13 protein-coding genes are annotated in these 13,499 nt (G+C 33.2%); 6 read left to right on the top strand and 7 right to left on the bottom strand.

Annotated features, from left to right (window positions below; all coding sequences use genetic code 11):
- The first annotated feature begins 6 nt into the window (after positions 1–6).
- From QYS47_RS09365 to QYS47_RS09380, 4 genes are all read left to right on the top strand, one after another.
- Positions 7–1,080: an LptF/LptG family permease gene (locus QYS47_RS09365; protein WP_308356813.1), complete on the top strand. Its 1,074-nt coding sequence runs from the start codon at positions 7–9 to the stop codon at positions 1,078–1,080.
- Complete coding sequence (locus QYS47_RS09370; RefSeq protein ID WP_322345722.1) at positions 1,077–1,988, top strand: DMT family transporter; 912 nt, start codon at positions 1,077–1,079, stop codon at positions 1,986–1,988. The genes QYS47_RS09365 and QYS47_RS09370 overlap by 4 nt, the downstream gene beginning before the upstream one ends.
- Before the next feature lie 4 nt (positions 1,989–1,992).
- Positions 1,993–3,852, top strand: coding sequence for a hypothetical protein (locus QYS47_RS09375; protein ID WP_322345724.1), 1,860 nt, complete (start codon positions 1,993–1,995; stop codon positions 3,850–3,852).
- Between the two features lie 157 nt (positions 3,853–4,009).
- The gene (locus tag QYS47_RS09380; RefSeq protein ID WP_322345725.1) at positions 4,010–4,498 is read left to right on the top strand and encodes a fasciclin domain-containing protein; all 489 of its coding nucleotides are present in this window, start codon (positions 4,010–4,012) and stop codon (positions 4,496–4,498) included.
- 57 nt (positions 4,499–4,555) lie between these two features.
- Here the strand turns inward: QYS47_RS09380 and ispE are convergent, their stop codons facing one another.
- The 5 genes from ispE to tyrS form a co-directional block, all read right to left on the bottom strand.
- On the bottom strand, positions 4,556–5,356 hold the full coding sequence (ispE, locus tag QYS47_RS09385; protein ID WP_322345726.1) for a 4-(cytidine 5'-diphospho)-2-C-methyl-D-erythritol kinase: 801 nt from the start codon (positions 5,354–5,356) through the stop codon (positions 4,556–4,558).
- Positions 5,357–5,465: 109 nt separating this feature from the next.
- Positions 5,466–6,275 (bottom strand): enoyl-ACP reductase FabI, encoded by an 810-nt coding sequence (locus QYS47_RS09390; RefSeq protein ID WP_308356808.1) that lies wholly within the window; start codon positions 6,273–6,275, stop codon positions 5,466–5,468.
- Between the two features lie 78 nt (positions 6,276–6,353).
- Entirely contained in the window at positions 6,354–7,280 is a 927-nt protein-coding gene (locus QYS47_RS09395) for a mechanosensitive ion channel family protein (protein WP_308356807.1), read from the bottom strand.
- A 78-nt stretch (positions 7,281–7,358) separates the two neighbouring features.
- Positions 7,359–8,552, bottom strand: coding sequence for an L-2-hydroxyglutarate oxidase (gene lhgO, locus QYS47_RS09400; RefSeq protein ID WP_308356806.1), 1,194 nt, complete (start codon positions 8,550–8,552; stop codon positions 7,359–7,361).
- 154 nt (positions 8,553–8,706) lie between these two features.
- Entirely contained in the window at positions 8,707–10,008 is a 1,302-nt protein-coding gene (gene tyrS / locus QYS47_RS09405) for a tyrosine--tRNA ligase (RefSeq protein ID WP_322345729.1), read from the bottom strand.
- 153 nt (positions 10,009–10,161) lie between these two features.
- Between tyrS and QYS47_RS09410 the strand changes: the two genes are divergently transcribed.
- The gene (locus QYS47_RS09410) at positions 10,162–11,178 is read left to right on the top strand and encodes a synaptic vesicle VAT-1 family membrane protein (RefSeq protein ID WP_322345731.1); all 1,017 of its coding nucleotides are present in this window, start codon (positions 10,162–10,164) and stop codon (positions 11,176–11,178) included.
- Positions 11,179–11,213: 35 nt separating this feature from the next.
- Here the strand turns inward: QYS47_RS09410 and QYS47_RS09415 are convergent, their stop codons facing one another.
- Positions 11,214–11,945, bottom strand: coding sequence for a tetratricopeptide repeat protein (locus tag QYS47_RS09415; protein ID WP_322345733.1), 732 nt, complete (start codon positions 11,943–11,945; stop codon positions 11,214–11,216).
- A 100-nt stretch (positions 11,946–12,045) separates the two neighbouring features.
- Positions 12,046–12,918 (bottom strand): alpha/beta hydrolase, encoded by an 873-nt coding sequence (locus QYS47_RS09420; RefSeq protein ID WP_322345735.1) that lies wholly within the window; start codon positions 12,916–12,918, stop codon positions 12,046–12,048.
- A gap of 148 nt (positions 12,919–13,066) precedes the next feature.
- Between QYS47_RS09420 and QYS47_RS09425 the strand changes: the two genes are divergently transcribed.
- Complete coding sequence (locus tag QYS47_RS09425) at positions 13,067–13,459, top strand: hypothetical protein (RefSeq protein ID WP_302125650.1); 393 nt, start codon at positions 13,067–13,069, stop codon at positions 13,457–13,459.
- Positions 13,460–13,499 lie beyond the last annotated feature (40 nt).

The raw sequence follows: 13,499 nt of genomic DNA on the forward strand, positions 1-13,499 counted from the left end.
ATCAATATGAAGTTATTAGACAAATACATACTTAAAAAATTCTTGTCAACATTCATTTTCGTGGTTTTAATCATCTTGGCAATCGTGACAGTGATTGATTATACAGAAAAGAATGATGATTTCATGGAGCATAATCTATCATTATTGGAAATACTACCCTATTATGGAGCCTTCATACCATGGATCGGAAACTTGATTACTCCAATTACCATTTTTATTGCTGCTGTATTTGTTACTTCTAAAATGGCTGGACATACTGAAATCGTAGCCATGCTGGCTAGCGGTATGAGTTTCAGACGTTTTTTATTTCCTTATATGCTGGGAGCTGGTATTGTAGGATTAGCTAGTTTTTTCTTAAACGCCTACATCATTCCAGATGCTAATAAAACCCGAATTGCTTTTGAAACTGCATATGTAAAAAAACCATTCTATTTTACTGATCGAGATATACACCTCAAAATAGCCCCTAATACTTATGCATATATGGAAAGCTACAATAATCAAAGAGATGTTGGTTATAGGTTTACATTAGAACTAATAGAAGATAAAATATTAAAAGAAAAGCTAAGTGCTAGAAGAATTGAGTGGGACTCTGCCCAAAGTAAATGGAAAGTGAGAGATTGGGATTTAAGAAAGTTCAATGGAATGGAAGAAATAGTTGAAAAGGGTCGAGAAATGGATACCGTTTTGAATATTACTCCAAAAGATTTCGGTAACACCTACGGACTTCAGGAAACACTGACCCTAAGTGAGTTAAATGATTATATTAGCTTATTGAAAGAACGGGGTGCAGATAATGTGAAAATTTACCTAATTGAGCGCTATATTAGATTTATGGCTCCATTTGCGGCCATTATTTTAACATTTATTGGAGTAGTAGTTTCATCAAAAAAGAAAAGAGGGGGGACGGGATTTCAAATAGCCCTAGGATTTGTGATTGCTTTTGTATTTATCATATTCTTCATTTTAAGTAAAGCAATAGCTGAAAACTCTTCTATGAACCCAATATTAGCGGTATGGCTACCGAATATTACTTTTTCTATTGTAGGCCTAATACTTTATAAATTCGTACCACGATGACAGAAGAATTAAAAAACTATCTACAGCTTCATTTTGTAGTTTTAATTTGGGGATTAACAGCTATTTTAGGATTGCTTATTAATGTTTCAGCTGTTGCGGTAGTTTTTTATAGGACGCTCTTTTCTACGATAATTCTTTTAGGGTTATTACTTCTTTGGAAAAAAAGTTTTAAGGTTGAATTTAAAGAGTTTTTCAAGATAATCGGGGTTGGGTTAATAATTGGATTGCATTGGATATTATTTTTTGCTGCTGCTAGAGTCTCTACGGCTTCCGTTTGCCTTGTGGGTATTGCTACATGTTCATTTTGGACTAGTTTAATAGAACCACTCATGAGTAGTAGAAAAATTAAAATCTATGAATTGTTATTAGGGATATTAGTGGTTCTTGGATTGTATATAATCTTCAGATTAGAATTTCAATATATCGAAGGTTTAATAATGGCAATTGTGGCTGCAATGTTAGCTAGTGTTTTTACTGTGCTAAATGGAAAACTAACTCATAAGCACAATCACTATGTTATAACTTTTTATGAAATGATGGGGGCATGCTTGTCTTCACTTTTATTTATCCCTTTGTATCTTTATTATTTCGATACTGAAATTGTAAACTTCATTCCAAATCAATTGGACTGGGTATATCTTTTATTATTGGCTGGTATTTGCACAGTATTAGCATTTTCAATGTCAGTAAAAATACAAAAAGTTTTAAGTGCTTTTGTAGTAAACCTTACAGTCAACCTTGAACCTGTTTATGGAATTGTATTAGCTTTTGCTATTTTTGGTGAGAAAGAAAAAATGAGTGCTGGATTTTATTTAGGTACTGCCATTATTTTACTTTCTGTACTAAGCTACCCTCTAATTAATAGAGTAGTGAAAAGAAGAGCTTTGCAAAGTGACATAATTAGGTGATTATATGAGTTTTAGAAATATTTTTTTATTCCTTTTAGTAAGTTTTTTAAGTACAAATTTAATAGCCCAAAATGATATTGAATTAGAATCACCAGCACTACTTGAAGCGAAAGTAGGAGAAGGGGTTGTATTCTTAGTCAAATTTGACAGACAAAGTAATCAAGACCTAAAGCTTACATGGAAAAGCAGTATTTTGGATGCTAATTTTGATGATCAAGAAGGCGAATTTTATTGGAAAACTGATGCAAATGATATCGGCTTACATTCAGTTTTTTTCTACTTAAAGGATTCAGCTGACCAGATCGTATCAACTTCTAAAACTTTGATTAAAATTAATGCCTATGAATCAGTACCTACCATTGAAATGGAACCAGATTCATTAGAGAGCAGAGCTTTTATAAAACTTTTACAGGGAGAAGAATACAATTTAGAGTTTGTAGCCACCACTACAAATAGTTCAAATGAGGATGATGTCATTCTAAATTACATTTGGAATAATAATACGGATTTAAATTCAATCGATCAGGCTGAGACTCATATTATTGGAAATAGATTGCTTTTGACCTGGACGCCAAGCCAAAATCAGGCTAGTAAAAAATATTTTGATTTAGATTTGATCGCAGTAGATAATACTAATGCGGTAAATAGACGAAAATATCGTTTTCAAATAGTAAGCCAGGAGTTACCTCCTCGTTTAAGAAATAATGTAAATGATTCCTACATAATCACAGCTGATCAAAAGTTGGACATTGATTTTTCTGTAAATGATCCAAATAATGATCCTATAGTGTATTCAGTTGATATTCCTGTTAATTTGGGGGCTCCTTCAATTGACCAGAATGGTATATTTAGTTGGGAACTGAGTGCTATTGAAATGAGTAATATTAGTTCTTATTTTCCATTAAAAATTAAGCTTAGAGCTGAAGAAGCTGATGACTCTAAGAATTTTGTAGAAAAAGAAGTTACTATACTTAAAAGTGATAAAAATGACCCTCCTTCTATTACAAAATTAAGTAATCTTAGTATAAGAGAGGGATATGATTTAAAGAGAAGGATTTTTATTAAAGATAATAATCATCCGATTTCTGATTTAACATTTACATTAGAAAATGAACCAGAATGGTTATATGTTCAACAACAGAATGGCAGAGTTTTCCTTATGACTGATACCATTGGGTTTGATATTGTAAAAGCTGATGGAATACCAGTTCAATTTGATGTTTTATTTACTGTAACTGATCCAGATGGGGCTTCTGATAGTAAATTCTTTACAGTTACTGTAAACGAGGGTGTAAACACGGAAAAACTCTATGAACAACTCATTGATTATCAAAAATCAACTGATGCTTTATTAGTTGGACTTAGAAAGCAGATTAAAGAACTGGATAGTAAAGTACAAAGAAATCAACGCTTAAAGAAAGGATTATTATTCACCACTTTTTTTCTGGGTACTTTTAGTGCAACAGGTTCATTCTTTGAAGATCATACTATTGCAAACAAATCTATACCCTATGCTGGGGCATTATTAGCAGTAACAAGTAGTGTTAATGCACTTGCTTTTAATCAAGAAGGGAAAATTATTAATTTAAGAGGGAGATTAGAAGATGTTGAAAAATCTATAGTTCGAAATAAAAGTTATTTGAACACCTATTCAATCGAAGATGAAAATGATGATGAACTTCGTAATAGTGAATTAGTAAATAGAGTCCAATCATATAGGCAAGCTTTAATTGAACAAAGAATTGAATTAAGGAGATTAGAAGATGAGTATAGGGATTTGAATTACGTTCAAAGAAAAGTAAGAAAGTTTAATAAGAAGGGGAAAGTTGATAATTTAAGATGGAATTTTATTGATAAGATTTAAGAGTTCCATTCTCCTGCATTTTCTATTCAATTTGAATACCAGTGACCTTTTATTTTCAAATGAGTTTATTTTAAAACGATTTAAAATTAGATGAAATCCTGTAAATAAAACATTATCAATAATTTACTGTTTCAATTGCTTACTAAAAACAAACGAGATGAAAAAGTTATTGAAAGTAGTTGTATTAAGTGTATTTGTATTAGGATTGTCATTCTCAGTTAAAGCTCAAAACAAAAATATTGTTGAATTAGCGGTAGGTACTGAGTCCCTTTCAACATTGGTAACAGCAGTAAAAGCAGCTGGTTTAGTAGAAACATTGAGTGGAGCAGGTCCATTTACTGTTTTCGCCCCAACAAATGCAGCATTTGAGGCTCTTCCAGATGGTGTTTTGGAGTCACTACTAAAGCCCGAAAATAAAGATCAATTAGTAGCAGTTTTAACGTATCACGTTATTGGAGCAAAGGTAATGTCAACTGATTTGAAAGAAGGTCAAAAAGCTAAAACTGTACAGGGTGAAGAAGTTAGCATTAGTTTAAAAGGTGGTGCTACTGTAAGCGGAGCGAATGTTGCGAAAGCAGATATTAAGGCATCTAATGGAGTAGTACATGTTATTGATGCAGTTATTTTACCTCCATCAATGAAATAATTTGAATAATTAGATACCATGAAAACCTCAAAAATTAATTTTGAGGTTTTTTTATGTTTATAATTTTAATATTTGATCAGCCTTGATTGATTCAACGTCCGAGTTATCATTAAATAGGCCAAAAATAGTAGAACCACTGCCGGTCATGCTTGCATAAATTGCACCTGAATCATAAAGAGATTGCTTAATTCCTTTTAATTGAGGGTGCTTTTGAAAAACTGATTCCTCAAAATCGTTTTTAAGTTTATCCTTCCAGTCCTGAATAGCGAAATTGTTAATCACCTCTTTTACTGAGGCATCTGGTTTTTTGGGAATAATGCCGCTGTAGGCTTCTGCTGTTCCAATATGAATTCCGGGATAAATAATTCCTAAATACATACCGGAAAGATCTAGATTACAATCCTCAAAAATTTCTCCTCGTCCACTTACAAACTTTGGTTTGTTTTCTATAAAAAAAGGACAATCGCTACCTAATTGAAGTGCCATTTCCTCTCGTTCTGAAATGGATAAATTCAAATTAAAATAATCATTTAAGAGATTTAACATAAAAGAGCCATCAGCCGAACCTCCACCCATACCAGCTCCCATTGGTATATGTTTATGAAGAATGATTTTGACATTAGGGATGTTATACCGTTCCTTAACAGTATTAAATGCTTTGATCACTAGGTTATGCTCATAATTTCCAGGGATTTCTAAACCAGTAGTCTGAAATTCTAATTTTTCAGAAGGGATTATTTCCAAGGCATCTTTGATAGGTATAGGGTAAAAACATGATTCAATATCATGATAACCATCAGCTCTTTTGGCTGTGATGTTTAGTCCTAAATTAATTTTAGCGTTTGGAAATACGAGCATCTGGTGATTTTGAAAACCTGTCAGGTTTTGATATTGATAAAAGGCAGTAGTTTATTATACTCTGCAATCAAATATAGGGTAAACCTGACAGGTTTATGGTAAATAGAATTTATTTCATTTCGTCAATTAGCTCCTCAGAGATTCCAGTGAATGAATAACCACCATCATGGAATAAGTTCTGCATGGTAACTTTTCTCGTGAAATCAGAGAACATCATAATGACATAATCTGCACATTCTTCGGCCGTGGCATTTCCTAATGGGGACATTTTTTCAGCAAAGTTGTAGAATGAATCAAATCCACTAATACCAGAGCCTGCAGTAGTAGGAGTAGGGGATTGAGAAATAGTGTTTACTCTCACATTCTTTCTTTTTCCAAAATGATAGCCATAGCTACGTGCAATTGATTCTAATAATGCTTTGGCATCAGCCATATCGTTATAGAATGGATATGTACGCTGAGCTGCGATATATGATAAACCTAAAATAGAACCGTATTCATTCATTACGTCCATTTTATCTGCTGTTTGCATCATTTTATGAAATGACACAGCTGAAATATCATAAGTCTTTTGCAACCAATCATAGTTTAAATCATTGTAGGCTTTTCCTTTTCTCACATTTGGTGACATACCAATTGAGTGAAGAAGGAAATCAAAGTTTCCACCTAATATTTCTTTTGATTCAGTATATAATTTAGTGATATCATCAACAGAAGTTGCATCGGCAGGAATCACTTCAGTATTACATTCTTTAGCTAGTTCCTGAATGCCTCCCATTCTTAAAGCAACTGGAGCATTGGTTAAAACAAATTGTGCACCTTGTTCTTTTGCTTTTAAAGCGACTTTCCAAGCAATAGAATTTTCATCTAATGCACCTGTAATAATTCCTTTTTTTCCTGCTAATAAGTTATTTGACATAGTTTTCTGTATTGTGTTTGAGCAAAAATATAAATTAATTATTGAGTATAATATTTAATCCAGTAAAAATGAATGCATTTATTGATTCAAATTGGGATCAAATTTTTTCTTTGCGCCTTCCTTACCCTCAGTATAGTTGTAAAACACTCTTTGAGTTGGGTAAGCAAAATCTATATCATCTTGCTTTGCAAAATTATCTAATATTGCTTCCCATACATTATTTTCTACTACTCTTCTTTTTTTAGGCTCAGATAAAAAACGAATGGTTAATTCTACCCCGCTATCCTTTACTTGTGTATACACAATAGGAGTGAGGTTACTGTAAAATATCATATATTTCTTCGAAGCTTCCAGTAACTTTCGCTTTGCAGAAAAGGATAACTCTTCTGCATGGATATTGATGATATTTTCTAAAATCTCTTTAGCTTTTCTCCAATTGCTTTCAAAGGTTACTAATACTGGTAATTCAAGCCAAATATGACTAAAACCTTGATTATAATTCGCCTGACTTACTTTAAAAACTTCACCATTTGGGACGTGAATAATTCTTCCAGTACTTTGTTCTGCAGCTACCCAATTGCCAATTTCATTAATAGTAAATTGAAAAAAACGGATATCGATCACATCTCCAGAAACACCTCCGATTTCAATTCTATCCCCAACTTCAAAAGGTTTACGAACGACAATAAAGAGCCATGCTGCTAAATTTACTATGGGGACTTGAAGTGCAATGGCTAAACCTGCACTTACTAAACCTAGAAATGTACCTATTGAATCAATCTTATCAATCCAAATATTAGCTAGCGCAATAAGTAAAATGATATAATAGGCATTTTTAACCCCATTCTTCCATTGATAGCGATCTTTTACATCTTTAAAATTCTTGAAAATTAATTGAAGAGCTAAAAACCTGATAAGCAGTAAAACAAATAAAGCTAAAAAGCTATGAAATATTTTTAATTGCAAATCAGGGCTAATTTGCCACTCATTTTCGAAATATGACATGATGTTTTCGACCATACCGCAATATAGGAAAATGCAGATTCTATTAAGAAAAGTTTAGACTTAAGCTTCTAAAAAATATTAAAACCTTTTCAATGCCAAATCACTCACATGATCCCCAATAGATAGGGAAGAGGTAGCCGCTGGAGAAGGAGCATTGCAAACATTTACAGCATTGCTTTCCTCTAGTATCAAGAAATCATCAATTAAGCCGCCATTTCTGTCACAAGCTTGTGCTCTAACACCCGCACCACCAGGAGTTAAATCACTTTCAGTAATATCTGGTAATAACTTTTGAAGTGCGGTGGTAAAGGCTGATTTAGAGAATGAACGATACATCTCCCCAAAGCCAGTTTTCCAGTATTTAGCAGCTACTTTTTGAAAACCGGGCCAAGCCAATGATTCTCCTAACTCAACTAAATTAAATAAAGATTTTCGGTAGCCCTCTCGTTTGAAAGCTAGTACAGCATTGGGGCCTGCTTCTATTCCTCCATTAATCATTCGTGTAAAATGTACTCCCAAGAATGGGAAGTTAGGATCTGGAACTGGATACACTAAATTCTTGATCAAATATTGCTTTTCTGGCTTAATCATGAAATATTCCCCTCTGAAAGGAATAATTTTTAAATCCAGTTTTTCGGTAGTGAGTTTGGCAATTTTGTCAGAATATAATCCAGCACAGTTCACCACTAATTTGGTTTCATAGCTATTGTTATTTGTTATAACAGTAGTCACTCCACCTTTTTCTTGAATATCAGTCACTTTTTGACTTAGGATTATTTCTCCACCTAATTCTTGAAATTTTTCAGCATACTTTAAAGAAACAGCAGTATAATCTATTATTCCGGTTTGAGGCACATAAATACCCGCGATTCCATTTACGTAAGGCTCTCGCTCTTTTACTTCTTCTTTAGTAAGTCTTAACAAACCCGACAATCCGTTCTGATTTCCTCTTTCCTCAATCATGGATAAGGTCGGAAGTTCTGATTTATCTGTAGCCACAATTACTTTACCACATAGTTCATATGGAACTCCTTCTTCATCACAGAATTTTAATAGTTGGTTGTAGCCATCAATGCAATTTTTAGCTTTTAAACTACCAGGTTTATAATAAACACCTGAGTGAATTACTCCACTATTATTACCCGTTTGATGTTGTGCTAGCTTTTCTTCCTTCTCCAATAATAAAACGGATAACTTTGAATTCTTTTGTTTGATTTTCAAAGCTGTAGCTAAGCCTACAATACCACCACCAACTATTATAATATCTTTCATTTTTTAGATTTTAGAATCTATTTTCTAGAGACTAGATTTTAGGATTTTTACTATAAAATTTTTCAGATAAATAACACCCTTTATTAAACATCCATTACTCAAATAGTAAAAATATTTATAATTATGGATTGAACTTTCAAAAGAGCCTTTAAATTTAATTTACAATAACTAAATAGTAATTCTTTTTACCCCTTTGCACTAAAATGTATTTTCCTTGCAGCAAAGTAAAATCAACTCCTGCATTAGCATCTTGAACTTTCTCTTTATTTACACTTACTCCACCACCTTTAATCATCTTTCTGGCTTCACCTTTGGAAGGGAAGATAGTCCCCTCAGTTAGTTCTGAAAGAAAATCGGTTACATTTTCAGTATTGTCTAAGTCAGATTTATTAATGGTGATTTGAGGTACCCCCTCAAAAACGCTTAGTAAAGTTTCTTCATCAATACTTTTTAATTCTTCAGTGGTTGATTTTCCAAATAAGATAGAGGAGGCTTTCAGAGCCATATCCAGAGCCTCTTGTGAATGAACTCTAACGGTTAATTCTTCAGCTAAAGCTTTTTGAAGAACTCTTAAATGTGGTGCTTCATTATGCTCTTTTTCTAATGCTTCAATTTCTTCTTTTCCTTTTGTACTGAAGATTCTGATGAAGTTACTCATGTCTTCGTCTGAAGCATTTAACCAAAACTGATAGAATTTATATGGTGAAGTTTTTTTAGGGTCAAGCCATATATTTCCACTCTCAGTTTTACCAAACTTTGAACCATCAGCCTTTTTAATTAACGGACAAGTAACCGCAAAAGCTTCCTCATGCTCCATCTTACGAATCATTTCAGTACCAGTAGTAATGTTTCCCCACTGATCAGAACCACCCATTTGAAGCTTGCAATTCTTTTCTCTGTATAAATGAAGGAAATCATATCCTTGCACGAGTTGATAGGTAAACTCTGTAAAGCTCATTCCTTCGCTAGATTCAGATGACAATCTTTTCTTTACAGAATCCTTCGCCATCATGTAGTTCACTGTGATATGCTTTCCTACATCGCGGATGAATCCTAAGAAACTGAAATCTTTCATCCAGTCATAGTTATTCACTAGTTCAGCTTTATTATCAGCTTCATCATCAAAATCTAAGAAGTTTTGAACTTGAGCTTTTATAGCGGCTTCATTATGTCTTAAAGTAGCTTCATCCAATAAGTTTCTCTCTTTTGATTTTCCCGATGGATCACCTATCATTCCAGTAGCACCACCTAATAAAACGAATGGTTTATGACCAGCATCTTGAAAATGCTTTAACATCATGATTCCAACTAAATGACCAATGTGAAGAGAATCAGCTGTAGGGTCAATACCTACATAAGCACTGCTCATTTCTTTTGCCAATTGTTTTTCCACACCCGGCATCATGTCGTGAATCATGCCTCTCCATTGAAGCTCTTCTATAAAATTCTTTTGCATATTTCTATTGTTGAAAGTCAGATTACTTGTAGTGGCTGCAAATATAAAAGGCTTAGTAAGGAAATAATAGTGAATTTTAAATTAGATTTTGGATTATGAGTATGGAGATGATGAAATTAGAATTCTTTACATTTGATTTCTTAATTCAAGACTATGATCAGACAATCCTACAGAACACATAAAGCAGGCTCATTTAAAAGACTAAAATTAGTAGAAGAAGAAATATTAAATCCTAGTGAAAACGAGGTGCAAGTTGCCGTAAAAGCGGTAGGATTAAACTTTGCTGATGTCTTTGCCATTTTAGGTCTCTACAGCGCGACTCCTGAAGGTAGCTTTATTCCTGGTTTAGAATATTCTGGTGAAATCATTGCAAAAGGAAGTAAAGTCAAAGATTTTGAAATAGGAGATAGAGTTATGGGAGTGACTCGTTTTGGTGCTTACACTTCTCATATTAATATTGATCAAGCCTATGTAAGTAAAATTCCAGCTAATTGGACCTTTGAAGAGGGGGCTTCCTTTTTAGTGCAAGCCCTAACTGCATATTATGGCTTGTTTCATTTAGGGAATTTGAAAAAAGGAGATACCGTTTTAATACATTCTGCAGCAGGTGGTGTAGGACTTTTAGCGAATAGAATGGCACAACAATATGGTGCTTACACGATTGGAACTGTGGGTTCAGCTGCAAAAATTGATTTATTAAAAAAGGAGGGGTATCAGAAATATATCGTTCGTTCAAGTAAATTCAAGCATGATCTGGAGGAAGCATTGGTTGGGCGAGAGTTAAATGTGGTAATGGAATGTATTGGAGGGAAGATATTCGAAATAGGATATGAGTTTTTAGCACCTCAAGGTAGGATGGTGAATTATGGCTCGGCTAGGTATGGAGGTACAGGAAATTCACCTAATTGGCCAAAACTTGTTTGGCAGTATTTGACAAGACCCAAAATTGATCCTCAAAAAATGATTGAAACTAATAAAGCAATTCTTGGCTTCAATTTGATCTGGCTGTACGAGAAGAAAGATCTTATGAAGCAGATTTTAGCTGAATTAGAAAATCTAAATATGGAAGCTCCATATATTGGTCATCAATTTGAGTTCTCCCAAATGCATGAAGCTTTGAAACTATTTCAATCTGGAAAAACAACAGGAAAGGTTGTTTTAACTCTTTAGAAAATAAAAATGAACTTAAGTTAACTTATTAGTAATTATTTTATGGCTTTAAACACCTTGTTTTTTACAAACGACCAGAATTCTTTTCTTTCTTCCGATGAGGAAATTAATGCTTTCAAAGTATTGCCAAAATTAGCTGTTCCACTAACTTTTTCTTCCTTCTTAATATTTGGAAGAGGAGTAGGTTCCGGCTTAGGCTGAGGAGCAACTTCTGGTGTTTCTTTAGCATTATTAGTTTTCATCCCGAAGTTTTTAGGATCTAATTTTTCAGCATCTTTATAGTGTTCCTCCGCTCGTTTATGGTTTCCCATTTTTCCTAAAACTAAGCCTAGATTATTATGTGAAATTGCATCCTCAGGATCAAGTTCTAATGCTTTTTGGTAGTCATCCTTAGCGCCCGCTAAATCATTCATATGATCTTTTATAAAAGCTCTGCTTGCATATCGAAAAGGATTTTCGGGTTCCATTTCCACAGCAGTATTAAAATCCGTTATGGCAGCATCCTGCTGCTTAGCCATATAATAGATTAAACCTCTTTCAGCGAAAAGCTCTGCGCTGTCAGGTTTCAGTTTAATAGCTTTGCTTAAATCAGATTGAGCAGCTTGATAATCTTTGATCTTGAAATAGGCTTTCCCTCTTTGGTAGAAGGCAATTGGATTCTGATTGTTTTGTGTAATATATTGAGAATATAAGTGGATACCTTGTTTGTATTCGCCTTTCTGACAGTAATTTGAAGCAGTTGTTAATAAGATATTAATATCTTCCATGAAATCAATTTTTATTAGGGGTTGTTCTCGATTGTAAAGTTATACAAGTAACAACTATTGAGAAAGTCTAGAGTTTCTCAAATTATCACATTTGATGCTATTACTGATTTTGATTTATAAAGTTTTCTATCCAGTCGTATGCCTGATTGTTACTATTAATAAATTGCGTAATCATGGGCACATGCTTTTTCTTTTCTTGTAAATGATAATTTGGCTTAGGCTCAATTTTTTTATACTCCTTCATGAATCTCTCAGTGCTTGAAAGAATACCAGGCAATGTTTTTCCACCCATCATAATTAATAATGGCGGATCATTTTTATCCAAATAGTAAATGGGTGAAGTTTGCTTCCAAATCTCAGAATCATTTGTAAATGTCTTCAAATAGGAAGTTCCCGCTGGGTAGTTTCTCTTTTTTAAAAAGCCGTACATATCTAAGCCAGCTGCATCGATCAGAATAGCACCTTTTATCGGATTCTCTGTATTGAGCTCATTGAAATAATCATCTTTTAAACTGATTAGAGTGGCCAAATGTCCTCCTGCAGAGTGGCCTGATATAAATATTTTGTCAGGATTTCCCCCATATTCTGAAATATTTTCCTTTACCCACTTTGTGGCAGCTGACACTGCAAGTGCCATATCCGTTACAATGTAATCTGGACTTAATGGATAATCGATAATAACTGCAACAATACCTTTTCGCGCCAATCTTTTTCCAAAGTAATTATAAAGTTCTTTCTTTCCTGAATTCCAACTGCCACCATGCACAAATATTAAAACTGGATTATTTTGACTGTTATTTTTGGGGCTAAATATGTTAAGGTTCTTTTCTGGTAAGTTTGCAATAACATTATCCTTCATATAGGGTATCTCTTTTGTTTTGCTGACTTTACAGGCAGAACTGTAAAGAATTATGAAAAGAATAAGTATAGTTGAGGTAAAATTTGAAAATGGATTTGAATGTATTTTTAACATTTATGTTTAACTGTTTTCGGTTTTATAAGTTTGACTTTAAATAAATGATTAATATTATTTTTTTAATCAGCGAATCATTAGCCATAACAGTGATTAAGTGGCTAATAATTATATGACTAATTATTTAATCAATACAAATATATAAAGTATGATACAAGCTTGGATGAGAGGGGTGTTATTAATTGCCTCAGTTTACAATACTGCATGGGCAATATTTTTGTTTTGGAGTCCGGATAGTTATATTAAATGGATGACAAATGGAGATCAGAGTTCTAATGATTGGGTTTTCTATCAGGCTATTGGAATACTGATTGTAGGGTTTATGATGTTCCTTGGTTTCTTAAAACCTTTAAGATTTAAATGGCTTATTCTGTTATCATTTTTAGCTAAACTGATAGGAGGGATTGCAGTTTATTTTGTAATCATGAATGGTATTTTTACAAAAAAATTCATGTTTCATTTATTAATGAATGATTTAGTTTGGCTTATTCCTTTATTATCAATTGTGATTGCAACATTTAAACCAAAAAATAGCCGCTGAAAAAGGATTGGATTGATTTCAGTTTGATAATTCTTTAAAT

Origin of the sequence: Marivirga arenosa (assembly GCF_030503875.2) — a bacterium.
Classification (GTDB): Bacteria; Bacteroidota; Bacteroidia; order Cytophagales; family Cyclobacteriaceae; genus Marivirga; species Marivirga arenosa.

Bases quoted from the DNA above. Each gene is read 5' to 3' on its own strand.
- QYS47_RS09390 (WP_308356808.1), bottom strand. From the start codon at position 6,275: ATGTCAAATAACTTATTAGCAGGAAAAAAAGGAATTATTACAGGTGCA.
- QYS47_RS09380 (WP_322345725.1), top strand. From the start codon at position 4,010: ATGAAAAAGTTATTGAAAGTAGTTGTATTAAGTGTATTTGTATTAGGA.
- tyrS (WP_322345729.1), bottom strand. From the start codon at position 10,008: ATGCAAAAGAATTTTATAGAAGAGCTTCAATGGAGAGGCATGATTCAC.
- QYS47_RS09415 (WP_322345733.1), bottom strand. From the start codon at position 11,945: ATGGAAGATATTAATATCTTATTAACAACTGCTTCAAATTACTGTCAG.
- QYS47_RS09375 (WP_322345724.1), top strand. From the start codon at position 1,993: ATGAGTTTTAGAAATATTTTTTTATTCCTTTTAGTAAGTTTTTTAAGT.
- QYS47_RS09420 (WP_322345735.1), bottom strand. From the start codon at position 12,918: ATGTTAAAAATACATTCAAATCCATTTTCAAATTTTACCTCAACTATA.
- QYS47_RS09365 (WP_308356813.1), top strand. From the start codon at position 7: ATGAAGTTATTAGACAAATACATACTTAAAAAATTCTTGTCAACATTC.
- QYS47_RS09395 (WP_308356807.1), bottom strand. From the start codon at position 7,280: ATGTCATATTTCGAAAATGAGTGGCAAATTAGCCCTGATTTGCAATTA.
- QYS47_RS09370 (WP_322345722.1), top strand. From the start codon at position 1,077: ATGACAGAAGAATTAAAAAACTATCTACAGCTTCATTTTGTAGTTTTA.
- ispE (WP_322345726.1), bottom strand. From the start codon at position 5,356: ATGCTCGTATTTCCAAACGCTAAAATTAATTTAGGACTAAACATCACA.
- QYS47_RS09410 (WP_322345731.1), top strand. From the start codon at position 10,162: ATGATCAGACAATCCTACAGAACACATAAAGCAGGCTCATTTAAAAGA.
- QYS47_RS09425 (WP_302125650.1), top strand. From the start codon at position 13,067: ATGATACAAGCTTGGATGAGAGGGGTGTTATTAATTGCCTCAGTTTAC.
- lhgO (WP_308356806.1), bottom strand. From the start codon at position 8,552: ATGAAAGATATTATAATAGTTGGTGGTGGTATTGTAGGCTTAGCTACA.